Raw genomic sequence first — 26,063 nt, 5'->3', positions numbered from 1 at the left:
AACCCGACATGATTGACATCCAACTTCTCCGCAAAGACATCGACACCGTCGCCGCGCGCCTGGCGACCCGCAAGTTCCAGCTCGACGTGGCCGGGTTCAACGCCATCGAGGCGGAACGCAAGGCGATCCAGACGCGAACCGAGGAACTGCAGGGCAAGCGCAATTCGCTGTCCAAGCAGATCGGCATGATGAAGGGCAAGGGCGAAGACACCACGGCTGTGATGGCGGAAGTGGCCGGCCTGGGCGACGAGCTCAAGGCCAACGAGGTCGCCCTGGGCGAAGTGCAGGCGAAGCTGGCGCGCTTCATCGAAGCGGTGCCGAACCTGCCGCACGAAAGCACGCCGCAGGGCACGGACGAATCGGGCAACGTCGAAGTGCGCAAGGTGGGCACTCCGCGCACGTTCGAGTTCGAGGTGAAGGACCACGTCGACATCGGCGAAAAGCTGGGCCTGGATTTCGACACCGCCACCAAGCTGACCGGCTCGCGCTTCTCGATGATGAAAGGCGGCATGGCACGCCTGCACCGCGCGCTGGCCCAGTACATGCTCGACACCCACACCGGCCAGCACGGCTACACCGAGTGCTACACCCCGTACATGGTCAACGCCGACTCGCTGCGCGGCACCGGCCAGTTGCCCAAGTTCGAAGCCGACCTGTTCTCGGTGAAGAAGGGCGGCGCGGAAGGCGAGGGCGAGCACTTCTACCTGATCCCGACCTCGGAAGTCTCGCTGACCAACGTGGTGCGCGACGAGATCGTGGCGCTCGACCAGCTGCCCTTGAAGATGACCGCGCACACCCCGTGCTTCCGCTCGGAAGCGGGCAGCTACGGTCGCGACACCCGCGGCATGATCCGCCAGCACCAGTTCGACAAGGTCGAGCTGGTCCAGGTGGTGCATCCGGAGCAGTCCTACGCGGCGCTGGAAGAGATGGTCGGCCAGGCCGAGTTCATCCTGACTTCGCTGGGCCTGCCGTACCGCGTCATGTCCCTGTGCACCGGCGACATGGGCTTCTCGGCCGCCAAGACCTATGACCTCGAAGTGTGGCTCCCGGCGCAGAACACCTACCGCGAGATCTCCTCGCTGTCGAATTGCGAGGCCTTCCAGGCGCGCCGCATGCAGGCCCGCTTCCGCAATGCCGCCGGCAAGCCGGAACTGCTGCACACCCTGAACGGTTCCGGCCTGGCCGTGGGCCGCACGCTGGTGGCGGTGCTGGAGAACTACCAGCAGCTTGACGGCAGCGTGATCATTCCGGAAGTGCTGCGTCCGTATATGGGTGGGCTGGAGCGTCTGGTGCCTGCTGCCTAAGTTTTTCTGCCGCGGACGAATTTGCTCTTCCGTTTTTACAAGACCATCGCTATAATGCGTGTCTCTTGCAGCGACCACGCCGCACAGAATTAGGAGAGGTGGCAGAGTGGTCGAATGTACCTGACTCGAAATCAGGCGTACGGGTGACCGTACCGTGGGTTCGAATCCCACCCTCTCCGCCAGTATTAATAAAAAAAGGCTCCCTCGGGAGCCTTTTTTTATTTACTGGCGGAGAGGAGGAAGCCCCCCTGCGGGGCTTCCGTGTGGGATTCGAAGCTTGGCGCGTACTCGCGCCAAGGCGGCCCGCGGCACGTGGGCGAATCCTGTCTACCGTTCCAGCAGAGGTATGCAGGCTCCCATCGGGAGCCTTTTTTATTTTCCAGCCTGCCCAATGCGGAGTTCAACGCCTCAACCGATCAGACTGCTGAGCACTTCTCATCCATTCCGAAAATAGTTGGAAATTTTTCATTCCTGGTTGCACACTTACCGCTAGTCCCACTCGGCCAGCGACCAACCATGTTGAAACCTCTCCTCGGCATCGCCCTTCTGCTTACCCTGGCGCCCGCCGGCGCCCAGACCCCGGCCGCGCCCGCCGAACCGGCCGCCCCGGGCCAGGTGGTCAAGATCACCGGTTCCAAGTCGACGCCGACCGGCGAGAGCGCCAAGGTCTACGCCGCCAAGCGGCGCGTCCTGCGCGGGACGCTGGCGCAGAAATGCGCCCTCGACAGCGTCTACTTTTCTCAGCAGGACGACGAGGAAACCTATATCGAGCAGCTCGAGCAGATGCAGGAACCCGGCGAGATCAGCGAGACCGGCACCCCCATGCCGTCCGCGACCTTGCAAAAATTCAATCCGAACGCCCCCTACGGCGACGCATCGAACGCGGTCGACTCCTCGTCGATCACCGGCGCGGCGTCGAGCAACAACGTGGGCCCGTGCGAGGTCGGCGACCGCCGCTTCGCCTCGGGCCGCGAGCGCATCATCCGCAACGACAAATCCTTCGCCCGGGCCCTGGAGCACCTCGATGCCAAGGAATACGACAAGGCAGCAGCCCAGCTGGAGGCCGCCTACAGCAAGATCGGCTATCCGGAAGCCGCCGTCCTGCTGGCGAAACTGAGCCTGGACGGCCTGGGCGTGCCGCGCAGTACCGACAAGGCCCTGTACTGGCTCGACCGCGCCGCCGGCCAGCGCTTCGATGCCAGGAAGGACGCGCTGCGTTTCAACCCGAAGGAGCCGGAAGCCCTGAACGGCATGATCGAAGCGGCGCTGCTGCTCGCGCGGATCCACCAGCACGGCATCGGCGGCGTCAGGAAGGACCAGGCCGCCGCGCGCAAGTGGTACGCCAAGGCCGCCGACTTCGGTTTCGTGCCGGCCCTGAATACCCTGGGGCTGGCGTCGCAGGCCGGCGCCGGCGGTCCCAGGGACCTGAAGCAGGCACGCGGCTACTTCCAGAAGGCGGCGGAAGAGGGCTATGTGCCGGCCCAGTTCAACCTGGCCAGGCTGTATTACGCCGGCGGCGAGGGCGTGGCGCAGGACTATGCCCAGGCGGGCGCCTGGTTCGCCGAGGCCGGCAAGTCCGGCCATGCCAGGTCGCTGTACGCCATGGCCCGCATGTACGACCTGGGCGAGGGCGTGAAGGCCGACCAGTCGAAGGCGATCGTCTACTACAAGGAGGCCGCCCTGAAGCTGCTGCCGGAGGCGCAGAGCGCGCTGGCCACCTATTTCTACACCGGCGAGCAGGTGCCGAAGAACCTGGCGACCGCGCGCCAGCTGTTCAACCAGGCGGCCATGGGCGGCGATTCGGAAGCCATGTTCAATCTGGCCGCCATGCTGGTGAGCGGCGAAGGTGGGGACAAGGACCTGGGCATGGCCTATGCTTGGCTCAGCCTTGCCAAGGCCAGCGGTCTTGAGCGCGCCGGGGCGGCGCTAGGCCAGATCGAACCGAAGCTGTCGGCGGAGGATCGCGCCAAGGCAGGTGCGATCTTGAACCCGAGAACTGGCAGGTAATGAAATATTATTTCATAAAGATTGAATTTATGAAATTTTACTGCGTGTAGCCTTTCGGGAATTGTTTTCATGGAATACATTGGTCTTCCACAAAGCTGAAACAGCCGCTATAATGCGGCCTCGCTTACGGCGACCACGCAGCACCGATTTAGGAGAGGTGGCAGAGTGGTCGAATGTACCTGACTCGAAATCAGGCGTACGGGTGACCGTACCGTGGGTTCGAATCCCACCCTCTCCGCCAGTAAATAAAAGGGCTCCCGAACGGGAGCCCTTTTTATTTGCGGGCGGAGAGGAGCAGAGCCCCTGCGGGCTCTGCGTGTGGGATTCGAAGCTTGGCGCGTACTCGCGCCAAGGCGGCCCGCGGAACGTGGGCGAATCCCACCCGTGAGCAGCCGCACAGTTTGCTATGGGATTCGAAGCCGCGCGCAATATCAAGGCGCGTGATCGGCCGTGGCGGAATGCCCATCCCCATGCTTGCCGCCATGCGCAGGCACCGCATTCTCCCAGCCTCCGCCCAGCGCCAGGAACACCTGCGCCTGATCCGCCGCCAGCTGCGCACTCGACGCCGCCAGCATGCTCTCGGCATTGGCCAGCCCCCGCTCGGCGTCCAGCGCGCTCAGGAAGTCGGTGCGCCCGGCCTGGTACAGCCGGGCCGCCTGCCGGGCCGCCAGCGCGCTCTGGTCGCGCGCCGCGCGCAGCGAGGCGTTGCGCTCGAGCTCGCGGGCGTAGACCGTCAGCGCACTTTCGGTCTCGCGCAGCGCGTTCAGCACCACCGCGTCGAAGCGCGCCAGCGCGCCGGCCGTGTCGGCCCTGGTCTGGGCGATGTGCACCCGCGCCGGGCTGAGCGCCGGCAGGCTCCACGAGACCAGCGGACCGAGGGTGAACTTCCAGGTGCTGGCGTCGCCGAACTGCTCCATGAAGCCGACGCCCCCGAAGGACGCGCCCAGGGTGATGTTCGGGTACAGCTCGGCGGTGGCGACGCCGATCCGCGCGGTAGCAGCGGCCAGCCGGCGCTCGGCCTGGCGCACGTCGGGTCGGCGGCGCAGCAGGGCGGCGCCGTCGCCGACCGGGACTGCCGAGGCCACGCGCGGCGGCGTGGCGCACCGGGCGACATCGGGCGGGAACTGGCTCGGCACCTCGCCGCTCAGGACCGCCAGGCGGTACAGCGCCGTGCGGCGGCGCGCCTCCAGCGGCGGCAGGTTGGCGCGCAACTGTTCCAGCTGGGCCTGGGCACGGCTGTTGTCGATGGCGATGCCGCGGCCGCGCCGCACCCGCTCGGCGGTCAGCCTGGCGAATTCCTGCTGCAGCGCGACCGACTGCCGGGCCACCTTCAGCTGGTAGCCGGCCGAGCAGGCGTCGGCGTAGGCGCGCGTGGTATCGGCCGCGACCATCACGTGGGCGAGGTCGCTGGCCGCCTGCGCCGCCTCCCGGTCGGCATGCGCCGCCTCGATGGCGCGGCGGATCCGGCCCCACATGTCCACCTGGTAGGCGACCTTGATGTCGCCGTCATAGATGCCGGTTCGCGGCAGCTGTTCCGGCAGGCCGATCGAGGCGCCGGCGATGCGGCCGTATAGCGGCGCGGCGCCCATCTCGACTTCCGGGCGCTTGTGCTCCTCGACTTCTTCCAGCACCGCATGGGCGCGTTCGAGGTTGGCGGCGGCCACGCGCAGCTCGGCGTTGGCGCTGAACGCCTTCGCGATCAGGCGGTCCAGCACCGGGGCCTGGTACAGGCGCCACCAGTCGGCCGGCAGCGGGTCGGGCTTGAACGGCGCCTCGCGCGCGCCCATCAAGGGCGCATTCGCGGCCTCGCGCTCCATCACAGCCTCTTGCGGCACGCGGTAGTCGGGGCCGACCGTGGTGCAGGCGGCAAGCAGCGCCAGCGCCGTCAGCGTGAGTGCGGAGCCAGCTGTGGAGAGGGATCGGTGCATCTTCATCCCACGGTGTGCTGCCCCGGCAGCACCTTCACGGTTGCGGTCTGGCCGGCCACCAGGCGTACGCCGGCCGGCACCCGGTCGATCGCGACGCGCACCGGGATGCGCTGGGCCAGGCGCACCCAGTTGAAGGTCGGGTTCACGTTGGGCAGCATGTTGGCGCCGGTGCTGCGGTCGCGGTCGGTGATGCCCTCGGCGAAGCTCTCGACGTGGCCGGCGATCGGCTGGTGCGATCCCATCAGGGTCACCTCGACCTTGTCGCCGACCTCGATGGCGGGCAGCTTGGTCTCTTCGAAATAGCCTTCCACATAGAAGCTGCTGCGGTCGATGAGCGCCATCACCGGACGGGCGGCGGTGGCATAGGAACCTTCGCGCAGGTCGAGGTTGGTCACGATGCCGTCCACAGCCGACACCACGTGCGAGCGTTCCAGGTTCAGCCTGGCCGTGTCGCGGTCGACGATCGCCTGGGCCAGCGCGGCCCGTGCCTGGTCGCTGCGGGTCTGGCCCTGCTCGCGGGTCTCCTGCGAGACCAGGTCGTCCAGCTCGGCATTGCGGCGGTGTTCGCGCAGCGCCTGGGCCAGGGCGGCTTCGGCGGCGCCCACCCGGGCCTCGGCCTGGCGCAGCGCCAGCGCGAAGCGCGCGCGGTCGATCTCGAACAGCGGCGCGCCGGCGGCGACGCGCTGGTTGTCGTGCACGTAGACCCGGGTGACCTGGCCGGTCACGTCGGGCGCCACCTGCACCACATAGGCCTTCACGCGGCCGTCGCGGGTCCAGGGTTCGAGCTCGTAATGGCGCCACAATTGCCAGCCCGTCCAGGCTGCGCCGGCGGCCGCCAGCAAGGTCAGCCCGACGCGGCCGGCCGCCGGAAGGAAGTTTTTCGTTGCCATATCAGGACCAGTTGCGTGTGAGGTAGGCCAGCGCGCCGAGCACGATGACGAACAGGGAAAAATCGAACAGTGCCGGGTGCCACACCCGGCGGTAGAAGCCGGTGCGGGCCAGCGCCAGGTTGAGGATGCGGCACACCACCAGCGCCGCCAGCGCCAGCAGCAGCAGCGGAGGGAGGTAGAGGCCGTAGATGCTGACTTCGCCGATCATGTCGGGTCCTTGCTGGATGGGGTTGGAACAGGCGCCTGGTAAGGCAGCGCGTGCGGGAACAGGTCGCGGCGCATGCCGGTGAGGGCGGCGAGCGCCTCGCGCTGGCTGGCGCCGGCCGGGCCCGCGCAGATCGCGCGCAGGGCGTTGTCGAGGGAGGCCAGCAGGCGCGCTTCGCCTTCCCTCGCAAGGGCCGGCAAGCCGGCGAAATGGCGCGCCAGCTGCGTCATCACGGGCTTGACGGCGGCTTCGCCGCGTCCGAGACGGGTACGCACGGCCTGCAGCAGGGTCATGTTCAGGCCGATGCGCAGGTCGCGCAGGGCGTCGGCCGCCTGCAGGTCCTGGCGCGCGCCGGCCAGCGCCAGGCGCGGCGTGAGCAGGCCGACGCGGTCGACCATGCGCGCCGAGAACTCGGCCGGCGAGGTCACGCGCTCGCCGCTGCCCAGGCGCGACAGCTCGCGCCAGCCGGCCTTGAGCACGCGGCGCGCGGTCCAGGCGGCGCCGACGCTGCGCAGCACCCGGGTGGTCAGGACGGCGGCGGTCAGGCCCAGGATCTGCGCCAGCATGCCGTTGGCGAAGGACACGACATCGGCGTTGTGGGTGTCGACCAGGGCCAGGGCGCCGCAGATGCCGAACACGAAGGGCAGGGCGCGCCCGAAGGTCGAGGGCCGCGCCACCAGCACGCCCAGCACCAGGAAGGTCGGCGCGCAGGCCAGTACCAGCGCCTCGAAACCGTGCACGGCCGGCAGGATGGCCAGCAGGTACAGGGCCGCCACCGGGATCGAGTAGATCGTCCAGGCCAGGAAGCTCTGGATGAAGGGCGCCGGATCGTCCTGGGTCGAGAAGAAGCAGCACAGCACCGCGGCCATCATCGGCGCCGCCGCGCCGGCCGGCCAGCCGGTCAGGATCCAGAACGCGCAGCACAGCAGCACGGCCACGACGGCGGCGAAGGCCGACAGCAGCGCCATTCCGCGGTCCTGGTGCAGGGCGCTGGCCGGAACGCCCGGCAGGTGGCGCAGCGCCTGCGGCAGGCGCCCGTGCACGCCGGCATCGATGTGCTGGCGCAGCGCGCGCGTCTCGACGCACAGGTCGACCAGCATGTGCAGGCGCGCCGCCAGGTTCGTCTCCAGCATGCCGCTCCAGCCGAGTTCGCGGTGCGGGGCCGGGGCCAGCGCGTCGATGCGCGCATGCAGGGCGGCGCCCTGTGCGGCGAGCGAGACTTCCTTCGGGGTCTCGGTCAGCGCCGTCACTTCCTGCAGCAGCGTGCTCCAGCGCGCCGACACGTCAGCAGCGTCGAGTTCGCGCAGCGCCGCCAGCCGGTCCTCGATGGCCGAGACGACGGGCACGAACTGCGCCAGGCGCTCCTGCAGCGCGTTGACGGCCTTTTCGGTCCAGCGCAGGTGCGAGGTGTCGAAGGGCAGGTGGGTGCTCATCAGGCGCAGTTCGGTGATGTCGCCGGAAAGCCTGCGGCGCTCGCCCGCGCTGCGCGGATCGCCCGCCGGCTTGAGCGCATCGCGGATCCAGTGGTGGGCATCACGCACCGCGCCGTCGAGGCGTCCCAGCAGCACCGGGGCGAAGCTCTGCGGTAGCACCAGGCTGTGCACCAGCGTCGCGCAGGTCATGCCCAGCACGATTTCCTCGACCCGCGCGAGCGCGATGTCGAAGATGGCGCCGGGATCGCTCACCGCCGGAAAGCCGATCAGGCCCGCCGTATAACCGGCCAGCATCAGGAGGTAGGAGCGCGGGGTGCGGTCCAGCAGCGAGAAGTACAGGCAGCCGCCGATCCACAGGGCGAGGGCGAGCGACAGCAGTTCAGGGGCATTCGCCAGGTGCGGCACCAGGAGGGTGACCGCGACCGCGCCGAGGACGGTGCCGCCGGCACGGTACATCCCCTTGGAGCGGGTTGGCCCGGCAAAGGGGGCGGAGACGACGTAGGCCGTCATCATCGCCCAGAACGGGCGCGGCAGGCCGATGCGCATCGAGATGTAGACCGCGAGCATCGCTGCCGCGAAGGACTTCACGGAGAACAGGATCTCCGACCTGCTGGCCAGCTTCATGCGTCCCTGGATGCGTCGGCGCCGTCGGAGGTGATGTTGGCGATCGCGGCAGGCAGGCCGGACAGGACGCGCAGGCAGGCTTCCACGTCGCCTGGTGCGAAGGCGCCGAACAGCTTGCGGCGGAAGGGGCGCAGGGCCTGGTCCATCTGTTCCGCGGCCTGGCGTCCGTCGTCGGTCAGGCGCAGGATCCGGGCGCGGCGGTCGTTCGGGTCTTCATGGCGCTCCAGCAGGCCGGATGCGATCAGCTGGTCGACCACGCGCACCAGCGACGAGGCCTCCAGGCCGAGCGCCACGGCCAGCACGCCGGGCCGCACGCCATCCACGCCGAAGCGGCTGATCAGGAGCACCGGCAGGCCGGTCGCCTGCGACAGGCCATAGTCGGCCGCCACCTTGTCCGCCGCGGCGCGGTAGGCGCGCGAGGCATAGGTCAGGGCGGAGGTGAGACTGCCCAGGGTCTGGTCCGACAATTCCATGGTTATTTTGGATGCTGATTGTTGCGGTGCAAAAGTTTAGCATGCGAAGTAATTGCCCGCAACCGGAGGGGCAGACTTGCGCGGCCGGCCTTGGTTGAAATCCGCGCCAAGCGCTACACTGTCGGGCTGGTGCTGTCCGTCATCGCAAGGAGGTATTCATGGTACAGAAACGCTCATTCTTCGGCACGCTCGCCGCGATCGCCTGGTCCTTCATCGGCCTGCGCCGCAAGCGCGATTTCGACGTCGATGCGGAAGGCGCCTTCAACCCGCTCTACGTCTTCATCGCCGCCCTGCTGGCGCTGGTCGTCTTCATCGGCGCCCTGATGCTGGCGGTGCGCTTCGCGGTCTCGTGACGGTGAGCGAACCCCTCGGCGCAGGCCTTGCCGCCTGGCTGGACGAGCATGCCGCCGCGCTGGACGAGGCCGCGGATGGCGGACCGGACCTGTTGCAGCTGCTGGCGGCACACGGCCTGTGCGGGGCCGGCGTGCCGGAAGATCGCGGCGGCCGGGGCGGCACGATCAGTAGCGCAGCGAGCACCGTCGCTGCGCTGGCCGAGCATTCGCTGTGTGCGGCCTTCGTGTTCTGGGCCCAGCGCGCGGTGATCGAATGCCTGCTGCTCAGCCCGAACCGTGGGCTGGCCGATGAACTCCTGCCCCGGCTGCTGGACGGCAGCCTGGCCGCAGCGCCCGGACTGTCGAACGCCATGCGCACCCTGAGCGGCTTCGACCGCCTGCATGTCCAGCATGCCGCAGCGCCTGGCGGCGGCACCCTGACGGGCGAAGTCGCCTGGGCCACCAACCTGGCGCCGCGCGGCATCGTGGCCGCCGTGGCCGCCAGGGCGGATGGTCCGCCGGCCCTGTACGCCGTACCCGGCGACGCAGCCGGCGTGGAGCTGGCGCTGACGTCCGGTCTGATGGGCCTGCGCGCCAGCCGCACCGGCAGCGTGCGGCTCGATGGCGTCCACCTGTCCGATCGTTGGCGCCTGCATGCCGATGCCCGGGCTTTCCTGCCGACGCTGCGGCCGGCTTTCCTGGCCTTCCAGTGCGGCTGGGGCGTCGGGCTGGCGCGGGCCAGCCTGCGCGCGGCCCGGCGCGCCGGCGAGGCGGCGCCATCGATCCTGGCGCCCGAGATCGAACAGCTGGAGCACGCTCTCGATACGTACTGGCGCGATCTGTCCGAAGGCGCCGACGATGGCCGCCTGCAGCGCGAGCCGGCAAGCCTGTTCGGGCTGCGGCTGCGGATGGTGGAACTCGCGACCGCGGCGGTGCAGCTGGAATTGCAGGCGCTTGGAGGCAGGGCCTACTTGCCGCAGCAGGGCGCGGCCTTCGCGCGCCGGTGGCGCGAAGCCGCATTTCTTCCGATCGTTACCCCGAGCGCGGTGCAGCTCAAGACCGAGCTGGCGCGCGCCGGCGAGGGCTAGCGCAGGAAGATGAAATCGTTCCCCACCCGGTGCCGCCAGGTCTGGATCAGGTCGCGGTAGGCTTCGCCCACCGGCCGCACGCGCCGCTCCAGGTCGCACAGGCCGTACTGGTTGACCGTGCCCGCATCCAGGGTGAGCGCGCTGTCCCAGTCGACCTGGTCGACCAGGCTGTACCAGGTAAAACCCAGGATCGGCACGCCGTCTGACTTCAGGCGCACCAGGTTCGACCACTGCTTGTCGAGCCAGGCGCGCGCATCCTTTTCGCCGGTGCCGGCGTCGCGATTGTTGGTCTCGGTGTGCATCACCGGGATGCGGTAGCGGTGGTAGTACTGCTGGGTGATCACGTAGTAGCCGAACAGTTCGCACGACGTGGTGCTGCCGTCCGGCTTGATGACGTGCTCGTTGGTGGCGTAGTAATCGTTGCCCATGATGCAGACCGGCTTGACGCTGCGGTTCAGGAAAAAGTGGTAGTCCTTGCGCGTCATGCCGTGGTCGAACAGGTACTCGTACATCCTGCCGCTGACGTCGTGGCCATAGGTCAGGTCGAGGGCCAGGAAGCGCAGCTCGTTCATGTGGCGCGCGATCTCGGTGGCCTCGGGGGCGGAGGGGTGGTAGTACTCGGACGATTCGCTCTGGATGAACTTGGCGTCCGGCCGCACCATCATGATCGCTTCGGTGGCCAGGATGTTGGCGCGCGCCAGGTTGCGCATGGCGGTAACAAAAGCCCGGTCCGAGCGCAGGCGCTCGTTCCACAGGCCTTCGTGGGCCGAGAACTTGGCGGTGATGTAGATCTCGTTGATCGGCGTGTACAGGTCGACCCAGGGATAGCGCTTCGCAAAAGCGGCCGCGTACTCGGTGAAGTAGGGCACGAACTCGGGGTTCTGGAAGTTGCCCAGCCAGTCGGGCACGCCGAAGTGGCACAGGTCGACGATCGGCTTGATGCCGCGCTCGCGGATCTCGGCGAAGACCTCGTCCGTGAAATCCCAGTCGTAGCGGCCCGGCCCCTGGTGCACCCGGTAGTAGGGCGGGCCGTAGCGCAGCGCGTCGATCCCGAGCGCACTGACCAGGGACAGGTCTTCCTTCCAGTGCCGGTAATGGCCGGTCTTTTCCATCTCGTCGACGCGCAGCCCGGCGCCGTCGCGTCCGGCAACGACCGGGTAGCTGCCTTCGATCCCGGTCGCAAACATGAAGCCTTGCATGGCACACTCCTTATTCCTGCACTGGCGAATCCATCATCCCGCCAAATCAGGGCGACATGCAAGCCCAAAGCCGTAACAATTGGTGTCCGTGGGCGTCCGCGCAACAGTCCCGGATGTGAGCCGCGATCCGCTCAGCGCGCGTAGCTCGGCCGTTTCGGATCGTAGGTCCACTCGGGGAACAGGTAGCGCATCGCCAGCGCATCGTCGCGCGCACCCTGCGCCACCTGCTTGTACAGGGCGTGCGCCGCCTCGATGCGCACGAGGTCCGGTTCGATGCCCAGGCCGGGACGATCCGGGACCGCGACCGCGCCGTCGACGATCTGCGGCGGTTCGCGGGTCAGGCGCTCGTCGCCTTCCTGCCAGATCCAGTGGGTGTCGATCGCCGTGATGCGCCCCGGCGCGGCGGCTGCGGCGTGGGTGAACATGGCCAGCGACACGTCGAAGTGGTTGTTCGAATGCGAGCCCCAGGTCAGGCCCCAGTCATGGCACAGCTGGGCCAGGCGCACCGAGCCGCCCAAGGTCCAGAAGTGCGGATCGGCCAGCGGAATGTCGACCGCGCCCAGCAGGTACGAGTGTCCCATCTGGCGCCAGTCGGTGGCGACCATGTTGGTGGCGGTGCGCACGCCGGTCGCGCGTTTGAACTCGGCCATGATCTCGCGCCCAGAATAGCCCTGCTCGGGGCCGCAGGGGTCTTCGGCATAGGCCAGCAGGTGGCCGTATTCCTTGCAGACCGCGATCGCATCATGCAGCGGCCAGGCGCCGTTCGGATCGACCGTGCAGCGGGCCTCCGGCCGGCGCCGCTTGATGGCGGCGATCGCCTCCAGCTCGTCCTGCGCCGACATGACACCGCCCTTGAGCTTGAAGTCCTGGAAGCCGTAGCGCTCGGCCGCCGCGTCGGCCAGGTCGGCGATCGCTTCGGTGCTCAATGCTTCGCGCCCGCGCATCGCATACCAGTCGTCGCCGCCGCGCTGGGCGGCGTAGCCGAGGTCGGTGCGCCGGCTGTCGCCGATATAGAACAGGTAGGCCAGCATCGGCACGCGCTCGCGCTGCTGGCCGGCGCCCAGCAGTTCGCAGACCGGCACGCCGAGGTGCTGGCCCAGCAGGTCGAGCAGCGCCGCCTCGACCGCGGTGATGACGTTGTCGAGCCGCAGATTGATCTCGTGCGGCTGGCGCAGCACGGCGGCTTCCGCGGCCGAGCTGACCTGGTGCTGCATGCCGCCGGTGTGCGCGCCATGGCTCGCGCGGATCAGGTTCAGGGTGCGCTGGTAGCGCGCGACCTCGCTGCCTTCCACCAGCGGCACCGCCTTCTGCAGCGCCTTCAGGATGCCGTCGCCGCCGGGCACTTCGCCGATGCCCAGGCGCCCGTCGCTCGACTCCAGCAGCACCAGGTTGCGGATGAAGTAGGGGCCATGGGCGCCGCACAGGTTGAGCAGCATGCTGTCGCGGCCCGCCACCGGGATGACGCGCATGGCGGTGATGGTGGGGCTCGAGGAGATAGGTGCAAGGTTCATGGTTCGGATGGCGGCATGCCGTAGTAGTGGGGGGCGCCGTCCAGGACCACGTCAATGCGGTCGAGCACGACACCAGGATCGAGTGCGTACACGCGCAAGCTGTGCACGCCCGGCTTGAGCCTGGCCAACGTGGTGCTGCGCACCGCCATGTTGGACAGGACGTTCTGCTTCCACTCGTCGCTGCGCCCGACGGTGGTGTAGTCGAAGGTCTCGAGCGGCCCGTCGTCGAGCTGGACGGCGATGCGCAGGCGGTGTTCGGACGTGAGGGCGTGCACGGGCACGGCGACGAAGCGGAGAGTAGCGCCGCCTTCGCTGCGGGTCTGGAAGCGGTATTCGAGGGGCTTGGCCTTGGAGAGCGACGCGACGCTGCGCTTCGGCAGGTCGAGGCGGGCGCGCATGGCTTTGCCCGAGGTGCCGAGGCCGGGCTGCGCTTCCCAGTCGCCACCGGCTGCCGCGCTCCCGGCGGGCAGGGTCACGATACGCTCGCGCTCGCCCGGCAAGGCCTGGTCGCCCGCGCTGTGCGCCTGCACGTTCAGCTTGATTTGCTTGCCGCCGCATTCGAGCGCCAGCAGCGGCCTGGCCGATCCGTCGTAGTCCAGCGTGATGCGCTGCTCGTAGCCATTCGATGCGTCCAGCCTGCCGCCATGGACCTGCGCGCGCAGGCCCTGTGCGCCGGGAGCGACCGACCACGCCGCCGCTTCGCCGCCATAGCTGACCAGGGTCACGGTACGGCTGGCCGCCCGGCCGGCCGGCAGCACCAGGGTGCTCGCCTCGACCGAATGCGGCGCGGGATAGACCAGGCCGCAGCCGCGCCGCGCGGACGCCGTCCAGGACGGATAAAGCGGTTCCGCGAACACGGGAAGCCGGCGTGGCGCGATGTCCATCATGTGGGCCCACTTGCCGCCGCCGAGCGCGTTGTAGGCGGCGGCATCGCGCAGCAGCCCCGCATGCGCCTCCTGCGCCTGGCGGGTGTAGAAGGCGGAGGAGGGGCGCTGCTGCAGCGCGTATTCGGCGGCGAGGTCGAGCTTCAGGATGCGTTCGTTGAGCCTGGCGCTGGAGCGCACCGGGTAGAGCACCAGTTGGAAATATGCGTCGCGCAGCTCGGCCGGCAGGCGCTGTTCGATGGCCTCGGCGCGCGCCACCAGCGCGGTGTAAGCCGCCAGGCGCCGCTCGGCCTCTTCGCCGCCGCTGCGCACATACTCCGTGCCGCGCACGGGCCGCGTCGGTTCGGTCTGGCTCCAGCCCATGAATTCGGGGCGGCGCTCCCAGGCCAGGCGGTAGTACTCCTGCTGGATGGCGGCGATCTCTGCACCGTGCTCGGGGCCGAAGGCCTGCGCGGCCCAGGCGCGCAGATGACGCGCCGGGTCCTGGCGCAGCACGCTCGCATCGAAAGCGGCATCGAGGAAGTACTGGGTCAGGTACTCGTTCGGCTTGATGTCGCCCACGTTCACCACCCACATGCGGCGCGCGCCCGTGCTCCAGGCCCGATCGAGCTGGTCGCGGATCAGGGCCGGGTGGGTCGTGCCCAGCCACAGGTAGTCGTGCGGGCGGCCCCAGTAGGAGATGTGGTAGTAGATGCCGTTGCCGCCTGGACGGGCGCCTTCCTTCGCCGTGCCCAGCTGGTGCAGGTAGCCGTAGTTATCGTCCGGCCACACCAGGCTGACGTCGCCGGGCACCTTCAGGCCGGCGTTGTAGTAGTCCAGCACCTCCTTGTACATCGTGAACACGGTCGGAATGCTCGATGCCGGCTTGCCCAGGCTGCGCGCGAGCATGTCGCGCTGCAGCCCAATCACGTGCTGCACGGTGTCGCGCGCATGTTCCGGGCTGGTGGCGCCTTCCATGGCCGAGTCGTGCACGCCGCGCAGGCCGAGCGTGTAGACGTTCTCGAAACCCTTGACCTCCTCGACGCGCTCCTGCCAGTAGCCGAGCAGGCGTTCGCGGTTGCTGAAGAAGTTGAAGGGGCCGTCGGACTTCTTCCATTCGCCGACATTGTTGCGCATCATCGGCTCGGCATGCGAGCTGCCGACCAGGATCGCGTAGTCGTCCGCGGTCTGGGCGTTGCCCGGCACGGTGTAGAAGGCGCGGGTGGAATCATGCATGGCCGGCCACACCAGGTTGGCCTTGAGGCGCCACATCAGTTCGAACACGCGCGCGTAGGTACGCGGGCCGATGTCCCTGGCCGGATCGAAGGTCTTCGCGGCCCAGGGCTGCAGGCCCCAGTCCTCGTCGTTGATGAAGATGCCGCGCCAGGCCACGGAAGGCGCGGGCGACAGGCGGCGCTCCCCATCCAGGGACAGGCCGGCGCGGCGGCGCGGCGTGACGTCGGCCCACCATTCCCAGGGCGAGATGCCCAGTTCGCGCGAAGCGTCCACCACGCCGTAGACGGCGCCGCGGCGGTCCGCCCCGGCGACCAGCAGCACGCTGCGGCCGCCAACCGTGCCGGCGGCGCGGAGGTAGCGCTCCTGCTGGCCGGCGAGCGGCGCCAGGTCGACCCCGATCGCCTGCGCGACCTGCGTTACCAGTGGCGAGCCGATGGCGCCGATCACGATGCAGCGCTCGCGGCAGTCGTCCAGGCTGTCGGTGCGGGTCGCGGAAAAACCGGTCAACTGCTGCAGGTCGCGGCCGAGCAGTTCGCCGGCAAGGCGATAGGTGGCCTGCGCGTCGGTGACGATGACCGGCAGGCGCCCATCGGCGTCCATCGAGAAAGGCGCGGAATGGGCGAAGCCGTGTGCGAGCAGAAGGCTCAGAGCGAGAAGGCGTCGTGTCATGTTGGGCCATTGCGCTAATGTATTAGTGCATTATAACGAGTTTGCATGAGAGATTATGCGTCGATCAGAAACGCTCACGTCGCTGAGTGGGACGCGATGGTCTTCCCGGGCCTGCCCCCACCGAAGACCAGGCCGCCCTCGTTCGACCGGCACTAATGTGCTAGCATCTTGTCAATTCGGCAGGAGCCAGACTGGTACTTCGCCGCCACGCGCCGCGTGGAGCTTCGAATAACAATCATGCAGCCTTTGATGGCTTCAACAATGGAAACAATCGCATTCAGCGGCCCGTTCACCCTCGACCGATCGCGCCAGGCCGCGGTCCAGGTGTACGAATACCTGCGCGAGGAAATCGTCAACCTCACGCTCAAGCCCGGAACCCTCCTGTCGCGCAACGAACTGTCGGCGCATTTCGAGCTGTCCGTTACCCCCATCCGGGATGCCCTGATGCGCCTCGAGGAAGAAGGACTGGTCGACATCTACCCGCAGCACGCGACGCGCGTGCGCGGCATCAGCATCGCCTCGGCGCGCCAGGCCCATTTCCTGAGGCTGTCGATCGAGCTCGAGGTGGTGCGCACGCTGGCCCGGAAGAACGATGCGGCGCTCGGCCAGTCCCTGCAAAGCCTGGTGCTGCAGCAGCGCGCGGCGCTCAAGGCGAACGACCTGGAATCCTTCTACCGGGTCGACCATGCCTTCCACCGCCAGCTCTACGTCGCGGCCGACGTCGAGGAATTGTGGCGCCTGATGCGCCACCGCAGCGGCAACATGGACCGCCTGCGCCGCCTGCACCTGCCGCTCAACGGCAAGGCCGACCAGATCCTGAAGGACCACGGCGCCATCGCCGACGCGGTCGCGCAGGGCGATGCCGCCGCGGCCGAGGCGGCGGTGCGGCGCCACCTGTCGGGCACGCTGTCGGAACTGGATGCGCTGCGCGAGCAATACCCGAACTACTGGATGCCGGGAGCGGACTGAGCGGCGCTACGAGCGGGCTGCGCTTGATCTGCATCACAAAACCCGGGCAATGGCCCAGAACATGCCGACGGCAGCATGCTCCAAAGCGTATCGGCGCCGCGCGAAGCGTGCGTCGCTTCTATTCTGGAGCCGGACATGTACAAACGCATATTGTTACCTACCGATGGATCGGAGGCATCCCGACGCGCCATCGACGCCGGCGTCGAATTCGCCAGGGAAAGCGGGGCGGAGCTCGTCGCCATGACAGCCACGGCGCCGTTCCGGGCCATCACCGCCGATGCCGAGATGCTGGAACTGACCGCGGAGCAGTACGAAGCCAGCAGCCGCCAGCACGCCCAGCGCCGCCTGGACGAGATCGCCAATCTGGCGCGCGACGCCGGCGTACCCTGCACGGCCGTGCAGGTCGTGTCCGACGATCCCGACGAGGCCATCATCGCCACCGCGCGCGAGCGCATGTGCGACCTGATCATCATGGCCTCGCACGGACGGCGCGGCGTCAAGGGTTTGCTGCTGGGCAGCGTGACGCACAAGGTGCTGGTGCACAGCGCGATTCCCGTGCTGGTGCACCGCTAGGCAGGAGGGCAGAGGCAGCATCAATACCGCAAGCTGCGGTATTGATGAGCGCTGCGCATGAATCGCCCGCTTTATTGTTGAGCTGGAGAACTGAATCCCCGTTCAGGGCAGCAGTCCGGCCGCGCGCGCCGCCTCGTCCAGCGTGTCTCCGCCAAGCGCCATGTGCTGGATCGCAGCCAGGCCCCACTGCGCCGAGCCGTTGGTGCTGATGCCGCTCATCTCGTCGACCGGACGCAGCACCGCCGGGCCGTCGATGCGGCGCACCGTATGGCGCGGGCTGCCGCGCTTGAGCCAGTCCGAGGCGAAGAACTCGCGCCAGGCCCGCAGCGCCAGCGCCCGGTCGCCCAACTGGTAGGCGGCGTAGGCGGTCATGCGCGAATTGGTGTCGCTCATGCCGCGCCCGCCCGGATCGCGTCCCAGCAGCGCCACCACCTCCTCCCTCGGCGCATTGTAGGTGCGGCAGTACTGCAGCCAGGTCTTGCGGTACTCCGGCACGTCGACCAGGGTCAGGAGCTCGGAATTCATCTCGACCACGCCGAACACGCCGTTCAGGTTCGAGAACGAGGGCTTGTCGCCGGGGCCGTGGAAGCGCCCGGTAGTGTGGTCGTAGGGCGCGCCGGCCGCGAACCAGCCATACTTGAGGGCCGCGATGCTCTTCATGCCGTTGACGATCTTGTCACGCCAGCGCACGTCGCCGCTGCGTTCCCACTCGGCCAGCCAGGCCGAGATCAAGGAACCCCAGACGGTGCCGAAGGAGGCGCCGATAAAGGCGTCCGGCCGCGCGCCCGCCACCTTCAGCTTGCGCGAGATGTCGACCTTGTGCAGGTCCTTGTCCGAATCGAGCAGTTCGCGCATCAGGTCGCCGACGCGCTCGTCCGCCGTCAGGAAGTAATAGATGCGTCGGTAGGCCGCGTTCGAGACGCGCGGCTGCTTCGACGAATCGGCCCAGTGCTGCACCGCGTGGCGGGTGCCGAAACCCTTGAAAGGACCGAGGTGGTAGACGTCGACCTCGCCGGTATGGCGTGTCATTGCTTCGGCATAGCGGAACAGGTCGGCGCGCCCGGTGCGCAGGTAGCTGTACCACAGCCACAGGTCGGTCGACAGCTCCGAATTGTCCCAGGCGTAGCCGCCGATGTCGTAGCGCCACATGTGGCGGTCGGGGTCGTAGCTGTGCATCACGTCGCCATAGGACCAGAAGCCGTACCAGCGGTGCTGTTCGGTTTCACGCAGGTACTGGTCCAGCTGCAGGGCCAGGCGCTCCTCGATCAGCTTGCGCGCCGGTGTCCCGGCATCGACCGGGTCCCAGTCGCCGAACACGCCGCATTGATGGATGCGCTGCGGCGTGAGCACCAGGCGCGCCGGCCGCGCCACCTGCTCGGCCATGTCGGACAAGGCCTGGTGCGAGGGCGTTCCGCCCAGCACCCACAGCTGCAGCTCGGAGCTGCGGGCCACGCCCGTGGCCGAGTCCCAGCCCGCTTCGTAGTCTTCGTAGGTGATGTTCAGGCCGGCGATCTGCTTCTCGTGCGTGTCCATGCCGTCTTCGCCGCGGTAGGAGCGCACGTCCATGCTTGGGGCCGAGGGCGCCCACATCCAAGCGGTCACCTCGGCCATCGGGCTGGCCGCATTGCGCACGTCCAGCTGCACCGGGGCGCGCTGCCAGAAATCCTTCAGGCCCAGGGCCACGCCGCCCGCGGCCCCGCCGGCGTACAGCAGGCCCTTGCTGCGGGTGCCGGCGTTTGAGTCGATCCAGGCGCGGCCCGCGCGCAGGCGCTTCTGCAGGGTGAAGCCGTCCGGCGAGAGCTGCGCCAGCGTGAAGTCGCCCCATTCGGGGATCCACTGCAGGCCGTCCTGCACCGGCTTGGCCATGCCGGCGAGCGGCGGCAGGGCCTTGCCCGCCACCTGGGCCGCGCGGTAGGCGTCGCCCGGGTCGCGGCGCAGGCCGGTCACCGGCCGCACCGCCTCGCCCCAGACGCCCACACCTTCGCCCGAGAAGCGCACGTGGCGGTCGTAGCTCTGGTCGCTCATGGGCACCTGGGCGCTCACGCCCAGGCCGGCGATGAAGTCCTGCTCCGGATTGCCGTCGTAGATGAAGGAGTGCACGATGCGCACGCTGTCCGAGCCGGTATAGAAGTACAGGCGCACCGAGAAGGGCAGCCAGTCGCGGCTGCCGTCGCTGTGCATGCCGTCGAACTTGACCACCGCGCGCACCGGGCCGCTTTGTTCCACCGTGACGGCAAGCAGCTTGCTGGTGAAGGCCTGGCGCGCCACGCTGCCGCTCTTCTCCAGCTGGGCGCCGTCCTGGCGCAGCGCCACCAGCTTCATGTTCTGCATCGTCACGCGGCCGGCGCGGGTCGCGCTGCGCACCAGCACATCGCCGCGGCGCGGCAGCATCCATGCCAGCTCGCCCGCGGTGACCACGATGTCGTCCGCGCTTTCCTTCACCGAGACCGTGCCGCGCGCCTCGGCGCCGCGGCCCAAGCTGTAGCCTTCGGACGTGGCGCCGCCCGCGACCGCGTGCGCGGTCCACTTCAGCGAGCCGTCCGGCCAGTAGGCCAGCGGCCAGGACTGCATGGCGGGACCGTTCGCGCCCAGCGTGAAGTCGAGCCGTTTGTTCGCGGGCAGGCGCAGCGTGCCGCGCGGCCAGGGCACGCCCAGGGTGCAGCCCTCGAAGCGGGCCGGGGCCTGGCCGTCCAGCCAGCGCAGTGCGGTCTCGGACACGGGGACCGGCTTGGCGCCGGTGTTGGCCGTTACCGCGCCGGCCAGGCCAGGGAAGGAGGCAAGGAAGGGAAGGGCGCTGGCCGAGCGAAGGAAATGTCTGCGCGATGAAATGGGCACTGTCGGTCTCCGTGTCGGCACTGCCGCTGGGCGGCGCGCCGGTCTGTATTGAAGTGGAAGGGGGCGTGGTCGCTGCTGATATATTAGTTGACGAAGCGAATACTAGATCGTCTCTGGCCCGTGGTCGACATGTCGTGCTGAATCACTCAAGTGGATGACTGAACGCGGCCAGGCCATCCGATCACAAGATTGAGTGCATCGACGGCGGTACGCCCTGTAGACTTATGTGGCATACTAATATATCAGCGCCCGTCAACCGACTACCCTGAACCCATGAAAAAACTTTTCGCAGCATTCTGGATCCTCATCGGCACGCTCGCCTGCCTGCCGGCCCTGGCGGACGACCTGCGGCCCGCCTTCCTGCTCACCGGCGCACTGCACCGCGACGGCCAGGACCTGTCGGGCCAGTGGACCTATTCGAAGGATCTGTATCGCACCGGCCTCACCGACATCAACGGCTGGGTAGCCAAGTCGCGCATGCAGCGCTACCGCGACCTCGACGTCGCCGCCATCGAGGCCAAGGGCGGGGTGGACTTCTTCGAGTTCGACCTCGACCGCGGCCCGATCGTCAACGTGCCGGGCGCCTGGAATGCCGCCGCGCCGGAGCTGCGCTACTACGATGGCCTGATCTGGTTCCAGCGCAAGTTCAATGCGCAGGCCCTGGGCGGCAAGCGCGCCTTCCTGCGTTTCGAGGCGGTCAACTACCGCGCCTACGTCTACCTGAACGGCAAGGAAGTGGGGCGCCACGAGGGCGGCTTCACGCCCTTTGTGCTGGAAGTGACCGAGCTTCTCCGCGCCGGCGACAACCGCCTGGTGGTCGGCGTCGACTCGACCCACGACGCCCAGTCGATCCCGACCTCCATCACCGACTGGGACCTGTACGGCGGCATCACGCGTCCGGTACGCCTGATCACCACCCCGGCCACCTTCATCGACGACGCCATGGTCCAGCTGCGCCCGGACGGCCGCATCGCCGGCGAAGTGCGCCTGCAGGGCCCGCAAGCCGCGAACCAGCAGGTCAGCGTGGCGATCGGCGCGCTCGCCACCGTGCGCGCCACCACCGACGCGAGTGGCCGCGCCAGCTTCGAGCTGGCCGCGCCGAAAGGACTGGAGCGCTGGTCGCCCGAGAAGCCGACCCTGTACGAGGTGCGCTTTTCCGCCGCGGGCGACGCGCTACGCGACCGCGTCGGTTTCCGTACCATCGCCGTGAAGGGCAATCAGATCCTCCTGAACGGCAAACCCATCTGGTTGCGTGGGATCTCGCTGCACGAAGAAGAGTTCGGCCCCAACCCGGCGCGCAACATGACGGAGTCGAGCTCGCGCGCGCTGCTGCACGAGATCAAGCATGGCCTCGGCGGCAACTACGTGCGCCTGTCGCACTATCCGCATTCGGAAACCACGGTGCGCCTGGCCGACGAGATGGGCCTGCTGGTGTGGAGCGAGATTCCGGTGTACTGGACGGTGGACTGGGACAACCCGGCGGTGCTGCGCAAGGCCCTGGCCATGCAGGCCGAGACCATCTACCGCGACCGCAACCGCGCCTCGGTGATCATGTGGAGCGTCGGGAACGAGACCCCGGTTGCAGACGCGCGCACGCGCTTCCACAGCGCCATGGCGGACAACGTACGCAAGCTGGATCCATCGCGCCTGGTGAGCGCGGCCCTGCTGGTGAAGCACGATGGCGACGCGCTGGCGATCGACGATCCGCTGGTCGGCAAGCTCGACGTGCTGGCGGTGAACATCTACGCCGGCTGGTACGGTTCCGACACGCTCGACGCCGTCGCCAAGCTCAAATGGAAAGTGCCGAGCGACCGCCCGCTGATCCTGTCCGAGTTCGGCGCCGACGCCCTGGCCGGCTACCGCAACGACGGCATGAAGAAGTTCACCGAGGAATACCAGGCCGAGTACTACCGTCAGACCCTGGCGATGGCCGATCACATCCCGACCCTGCGCGGCATGTCGCCCTGGATCCTGAAGGACTTCCGTTCGCCGCGCCGCGAGCACCCGGTGTTCCAGAACGGCTGGAACCGCAAGGGCATCGTGTCCGAGACCGGGGTGCGCAAGCAGGCCTTCGGCGTGCTGGCCGACTATTACCGTAACAAATAAGCCGCGGCAAATAATTTCATCACATACCTGGAGTCATCCATGAATTCGAACATCAGCGGCGCCCCGGTCGTTACCGCGATGCGGGTCGTTCCCGTCGCCGGCCAGGACAGCATGCTCATGAACCTTAGCGGCGCCCATGGCCCCTGGTTCACCCGCAATGTCGTGGTCCTGACGGACAGCGCCGGCAACGTCGGCCTGGGCGAAGTGCCGGGCGGCGAATCGATCCGCCAGACCCTGGAAGACGCGCGTCCGCTCATCGTCCGCAAGTCGCTGGGCGATTACAACGCCGTCCTGAACGCTATCCGCAGGGAGTTCGCCAAGCGCGATGCCGGCGGCCGCGGCCTGCAGACCTTCGATTTGCGCACCACCATCCATGCGGTCACCGCGGTGGAGTCCGCTTTTCTGGACCTGCTGGGCCAGTTCATGAACGTGCCGGTGGCAGCCCTGCTGGGCGAGGGCCAGCAGCGCGCCGCGGTGCCGATGCTGGGCTACCTGTTCTACGTCGGCGAGCGCCAGCGCACCGGGCTGCCCTACCGCAGCGAAGAGGGTGCGGACGATGCCTGGTTCAGGCTGCGCAACGAAGCGGCACTGACCCCGGAGGCGGTGGTGGCGCTGGCCGAAGCGGCGCAGGCGCGCTACGGCTTCCAGGACTTCAAGCTCAAGGGCGGCGTCTTCTGCGGCGACGAGGAAATGGAAGCGGCCGTGGCCCTGCACGAACGCTTCCCCCAGGCGCGCGTCACGCTCGACCCGAACGGCGCCTGGTCGCTGGAGGAAGCGGTACGCCTGTGCCGCGACAAGCACGATGTGCTGGCCTATGCCGAAGACCCCTGCGGCGCCGAGAACGGCTTCTCGGGCCGCGAAGTGATGGCCGAGTTCCGCCGCGCCACCGGCTTGAAGACGGCCACCAACATGGTCGCCACCGACTGGCGCCAGATGGCCCACTCGATCCAGCTGCAGTCGGTCGATATCCCGCTGGCCGACCCGCATTTCTGGACCATGCAGGGCTCGGTGCGCGTGGCCCAGCTGTGCGAGATGTTCGGCCTGACCTGGGGTTCGCACTCGAACAACCACTTCGACATCTCGCTGGCGATGTTCACCCACGTCGGCGCGGCGGCGCCGGGCAGGGTGACGGCGATCGACACCCACTGGATCTGGCAGGACGGCCAGCGCCTGACCAGGGAGCCGCTCAGGATCGAAGGCGGCGAGGTCAAGGTGCCGGCCCGGCCGGGCCTGGGCATCGAGCTGGACGAAGATGCCTTGGCGGCCGCGCACCAGGCCTACAGGAACATGGGCCTGGGCGCGCGCGACGACGCGGCGGCCATGCAGTTCCTGATTCCGGGCTGGAAGTTCGATAACAAGCGGCCTTGCATGCTGCGATGAGAAAAGCGGCGCGATGCGCCGCTTTTCTTATATCCGCGGGGGATTCTTCGGAATCGGGTGTTCCGAACGGAAGGGGACGGCCGGCAGGCCGGCGCCGTTGACCAGGTTGGGCGTGGCCGCCTCATGCCAGCCGAAGCGTACGAACTTCGGTTCGCTCACGAGCGGGCTGTCGACGAGCACCTCGCCGTCCCGGATCGTGGCCCTTGCGGGATGGTAGCGGCCATCGCTGCCGGCGATCTCGAACCAGTCGAGCGGCTTGCCGTCGCGGGCAGCCAGCCCCTGCGCATGGTCGAAACTGAGGATCGCCTGTCTGCCGGCGAAGCGGATCGCGCGGTAGGTCGGGCCATAGGGCACGATACCCGGCCGCTCGTAACTCTCGGCCAGCGCCAGGTTGGCCAGGCGCAGCCCGACGCTCTGCTTGTCGCGCGGATGGATGTCGCGCAGGTCGTCGGCCAGGTCGGTGGTGACGATCATGCCGGTATTCGGAATGCGCAGCGCATCAAGCTGGGCCTCGCGCAGGCGCGGCAGCGATTCCGGGCCGCCGACACCCTGGTCCTTGCGCACCACGGAATACAGGTGCGGCGCCAGCTGCACGTAGTAGAAGGGCAGATCCTGCCCGAAGGCGCGGCGCCAGCCCCGGATCATCGCTTCCATCTTCGCCGTGTAGGCGGGACCGTCGTCAGTGTGGAGGATGTTCGATTCGCCCTGGTACCAGAGCGCGCCCTTGAGCTTGACGGGCGCCAGGCCGGCGATCATGCCGTTGTACAGCGAGGCCGGCTTGTCCTTGACCGCGGGCGGCAAGTCGACCTGCCCGAGCAGGTCCGGAGGCGTCCACGATTCGATGCGGGTGCCGCCCCAGGTGGCGTCGATCAGGCCCACGGGCGTGCCCAGCTCCTCCTTGATGCGGCGTCCGAAGCTGTAGGCGGCCGCCGAGAACTGGGTCGAGATGAGTGCGGCAGGCGTGCTGCGCACCCAGGCGCCGCTGACGTCCTCGCCCAGCTGGGCGGCCTTGAGCCTGGCCACCTTGAACAGGCGGATCTCGGGCTGCTCGGCGCCGGCGAGCGCTTCCTCGGAGCCGAAGGTGGGCAGCTGGCCCTTCTTTTCGCCGAAGGGCTTTTCCATGTTCGACTGGCCCGAGGCCAGCCACACTTCGCCGACCAGCACGTCCTTGACGACGATCTCCTTGCCGGCGCCGCGCACCGACAGCACGCCTGGCGTCGACGGCGCCTGGCTCAGGTCGAGGTGGAGGCGCCAGCGCCCGTCGCTATCGGCGACCGTGCCGAGCGTCTGGTTCCCGAAGCGCACCGATACCGCCTCGTTCGGCGCCGCCCAGCCCCACACCGGCACCCAGGCCGCGCGTTGCAGCACCATGTGGTCGGACAGGACGCTGGGCAGGCGCACCTCGGCGCCGGCGGGTAGGGCCACCAGCAGGAACGCGACCAGGCCGGCCGCGCGGGCATGAGGGGATCTCATGACGGGTACTTCGGTCCGATGTTCAGGAAGGGGCCACCTTGCAGGAAGGTGGTGAGGTCGTCCGGCGCCGGGTACGTCACCTCGGTAGGCAGCTTGTCGAGGAACCGCGCCGAGCTGTCTTTTGCGACGAAGGCCAGGTGGCGCGAATGGCGGTCGTCCCACCAGCTGCCCGGGTTGCTTGAAACGCCGAAGGCGATGGTGTGGCCGACCCGTGGCGTGACCAGGGAACGGCGCAGCAGTTCGACCAGGTCGTCCAGGCTGAGCCAGGTGACCATCTGGCGGTGGGTGCCGGGTTCCGGGAAGCAGAAGCCGATGCGCATGCACACGGTCTCGATGCCGAATCGGTCCCAGTAGTAGCGCGACAGGTTCTCGCCCCAGACCTTGGACAGGCCGTAGTAGCCGTCGGCACGCGGCAGCATGCCGGCGTCGACCCGTTCGCTGGTCTGGTACATGCCCATGGTGTGGTTGCTGCTGGCGAAGACCACGCGCCGGATGCCCAGCTTGTGCACGGCTTCGTACAGGTTGACCATGCCGAGGATGTTGGCCTGCATGATGGGTGCGAATTCGACTTCGGTCGAGACGCCGCCGAAGTGCAGGATCGCGTCCACGCCTTCGCACATGCGCATGACCTGGTCGCGGTCGGCCAGGTCGCACTGCACCACTTCCTCGCCCGGGCCCGCGGGTCCGATGTCGGCGACGTCGGCCAGGCGCACGATGTCGGCGAATTCGTGCAGGCGTTCGCGCAGGCGGCGCCCCAGGTTGCCGCCGGCGCCGGTGAAGAGGATGCGTTTGAATGGTTTGCTCATGGTGCTCATGGCCTTATAGGACTGGTTGAAACGGATGCGCCATTACCGGCGCATTCGCGGCGGGTGTCAACGTTCGGTCAGCGAACGCTCACGATCTTGAGTAATTCTGCAAATGCTGAACAATAGCACGCTAAGCTACTAATATATTAGCTCAGCGGC

At 68.2% G+C, this 26,063-nt stretch carries 19 protein-coding genes and 2 tRNA genes; 10 read left to right on the top strand and 11 right to left on the bottom strand.

Annotation, left to right across the window (positions count from 1 at the left end):
• Positions 1–8: 8 nt before the first annotated feature.
• The 4 genes from serS to FG94_RS11335 all read left to right on the top strand — a co-directional run bounded on the left by serS (position 9) and on the right by FG94_RS11335 (position 3,552).
• Positions 9–1,304 (top strand): serine--tRNA ligase, encoded by a 1,296-nt coding sequence (serS, locus tag FG94_RS11350; RefSeq protein WP_036211297.1) that lies wholly within the window; start codon positions 9–11, stop codon positions 1,302–1,304.
• 92 nt (positions 1,305–1,396) lie between these two features.
• Positions 1,397–1,486, top strand: a tRNA-Ser gene (locus FG94_RS11345).
• Between the two features lie 334 nt (positions 1,487–1,820).
• The gene (locus FG94_RS25995) at positions 1,821–3,311 is read left to right on the top strand and encodes an SEL1-like repeat protein (RefSeq protein ID WP_051996499.1); all 1,491 of its coding nucleotides are present in this window, start codon (positions 1,821–1,823) and stop codon (positions 3,309–3,311) included.
• Between the two features lie 151 nt (positions 3,312–3,462).
• Positions 3,463–3,552: transfer RNA gene (locus FG94_RS11335), tRNA-Ser, on the top strand.
• A 190-nt stretch (positions 3,553–3,742) separates the two neighbouring features.
• On the opposite strand, the gene FG94_RS11330 is transcribed toward FG94_RS11335, so the two are convergent.
• Genes FG94_RS11330 through FG94_RS11310 form a run of 5 tightly spaced genes read right to left on the bottom strand, consistent with a single transcriptional unit; the run spans position 3,743 to position 8,864 of the window.
• Positions 3,743–5,239: an efflux transporter outer membrane subunit gene (locus FG94_RS11330; RefSeq protein WP_051996549.1), complete on the bottom strand. Its 1,497-nt coding sequence runs from the start codon at positions 5,237–5,239 to the stop codon at positions 3,743–3,745.
• 2 nt (positions 5,240–5,241) lie between these two features.
• Entirely contained in the window at positions 5,242–6,129 is an 888-nt protein-coding gene (locus FG94_RS11325; RefSeq protein WP_036211294.1) for an HlyD family secretion protein, read from the bottom strand.
• Position 6,130: 1 nt separating this feature from the next.
• Positions 6,131–6,337 carry a DUF1656 domain-containing protein gene (locus FG94_RS11320; protein WP_036211291.1) on the bottom strand — a complete coding sequence of 69 codons (207 nt, stop codon included), beginning with the start codon at positions 6,335–6,337 and terminating at the stop codon, positions 6,131–6,133.
• A complete protein-coding gene (locus tag FG94_RS11315) occupies positions 6,334–8,391 on the bottom strand; it encodes an FUSC family protein (protein ID WP_036211288.1) in 2,058 nt (685 codons plus the stop codon). Before FG94_RS11315 ends, FG94_RS11320 begins: the two co-directional genes overlap by 4 nt.
• Positions 8,388–8,864 (bottom strand): MarR family winged helix-turn-helix transcriptional regulator, encoded by a 477-nt coding sequence (locus FG94_RS11310; RefSeq protein ID WP_036211285.1) that lies wholly within the window; start codon positions 8,862–8,864, stop codon positions 8,388–8,390. Before FG94_RS11310 ends, FG94_RS11315 begins: the two co-directional genes overlap by 4 nt.
• A gap of 158 nt (positions 8,865–9,022) precedes the next feature.
• Between FG94_RS11310 and FG94_RS11305 the strand changes: the two genes are divergently transcribed.
• Entirely contained in the window at positions 9,023–9,217 is a 195-nt protein-coding gene (locus FG94_RS11305; RefSeq protein WP_036211282.1) for a DUF2970 domain-containing protein, read from the top strand.
• 2 nt (positions 9,218–9,219) lie between these two features.
• On the top strand, positions 9,220–10,284 hold the full coding sequence (locus FG94_RS11300; RefSeq protein WP_036211278.1) for an acyl-CoA dehydrogenase family protein: 1,065 nt from the start codon (positions 9,220–9,222) through the stop codon (positions 10,282–10,284).
• On the opposite strand, the gene FG94_RS11295 is transcribed toward FG94_RS11300, so the two are convergent.
• From FG94_RS11295 to FG94_RS11285, 3 genes are all read right to left on the bottom strand, one after another.
• Complete coding sequence (locus tag FG94_RS11295; protein WP_051996497.1) at positions 10,281–11,483, bottom strand: family 1 glycosylhydrolase; 1,203 nt, start codon at positions 11,481–11,483, stop codon at positions 10,281–10,283. The two genes, FG94_RS11300 and FG94_RS11295, sit on opposite strands and share 4 nt — an antisense overlap.
• A gap of 131 nt (positions 11,484–11,614) precedes the next feature.
• Positions 11,615–12,994, bottom strand: a complete 1,380-nt coding sequence (locus tag FG94_RS11290) for an enolase C-terminal domain-like protein (protein WP_036211275.1) — start codon at positions 12,992–12,994, stop codon at positions 11,615–11,617.
• Complete coding sequence (locus FG94_RS11285) at positions 12,991–15,762, bottom strand: glycosyl hydrolase 115 family protein (RefSeq protein ID WP_036211273.1); 2,772 nt, start codon at positions 15,760–15,762, stop codon at positions 12,991–12,993. Before FG94_RS11285 ends, FG94_RS11290 begins: the two co-directional genes overlap by 4 nt.
• A 261-nt stretch (positions 15,763–16,023) precedes the next feature.
• Here FG94_RS11285 and FG94_RS11280 point away from each other — a divergent pair, with 261 nt between their 5' ends.
• Together FG94_RS11280 and FG94_RS11275 are read left to right on the top strand one after the other, a co-directional pair.
• A complete protein-coding gene (locus tag FG94_RS11280; RefSeq protein WP_036211270.1) occupies positions 16,024–16,731 on the top strand; it encodes a GntR family transcriptional regulator in 708 nt (235 codons plus the stop codon).
• A gap of 135 nt (positions 16,732–16,866) precedes the next feature.
• On the top strand, positions 16,867–17,304 hold the full coding sequence (locus FG94_RS11275) for a universal stress protein (RefSeq protein WP_036211267.1): 438 nt from the start codon (positions 16,867–16,869) through the stop codon (positions 17,302–17,304).
• Positions 17,305–17,406: 102 nt separating this feature from the next.
• Here FG94_RS11275 and FG94_RS11270 read toward each other — a convergent pair whose 3' ends face one another.
• Positions 17,407–20,139 carry a hypothetical protein gene (locus FG94_RS11270; RefSeq protein WP_051996495.1) on the bottom strand — a complete coding sequence of 911 codons (2,733 nt, stop codon included), beginning with the start codon at positions 20,137–20,139 and terminating at the stop codon, positions 17,407–17,409.
• A 273-nt stretch (positions 20,140–20,412) separates the two neighbouring features.
• On the opposite strand from FG94_RS11270, the gene FG94_RS11265 reads away from it, so the two are divergent.
• Together FG94_RS11265 and gudD are read left to right on the top strand one after the other, a co-directional pair.
• Positions 20,413–22,245 (top strand): glycoside hydrolase family 2 protein, encoded by a 1,833-nt coding sequence (locus FG94_RS11265; RefSeq protein WP_036211264.1) that lies wholly within the window; start codon positions 20,413–20,415, stop codon positions 22,243–22,245.
• Positions 22,246–22,284: 39 nt separating this feature from the next.
• Positions 22,285–23,625 carry a glucarate dehydratase gene (gene gudD, locus FG94_RS11260; protein WP_036211262.1) on the top strand — a complete coding sequence of 447 codons (1,341 nt, stop codon included), beginning with the start codon at positions 22,285–22,287 and terminating at the stop codon, positions 23,623–23,625.
• Between the two features lie 27 nt (positions 23,626–23,652).
• Here the strand turns inward: gudD and FG94_RS11255 are convergent, their stop codons facing one another.
• Together FG94_RS11255 and FG94_RS11250 are read right to left on the bottom strand one after the other, a co-directional pair.
• A complete protein-coding gene (locus FG94_RS11255) occupies positions 23,653–25,098 on the bottom strand; it encodes a sialate O-acetylesterase (protein WP_036211259.1) in 1,446 nt (481 codons plus the stop codon).
• On the bottom strand, positions 25,095–25,904 hold the full coding sequence (locus FG94_RS11250) for an NAD(P)-dependent oxidoreductase (protein ID WP_200879965.1): 810 nt from the start codon (positions 25,902–25,904) through the stop codon (positions 25,095–25,097). Before FG94_RS11250 ends, FG94_RS11255 begins: the two co-directional genes overlap by 4 nt.
• Between the last annotated feature and the right edge of the window lie 159 nt (positions 25,905–26,063).

The organism is Massilia sp. LC238, assembly GCF_000735635.1.
Lineage (GTDB): Bacteria > Pseudomonadota > Gammaproteobacteria > Burkholderiales > Burkholderiaceae_D > Telluria > Telluria varians.
This window is presented reverse-complemented; position numbering and strand designations above follow the sequence as displayed.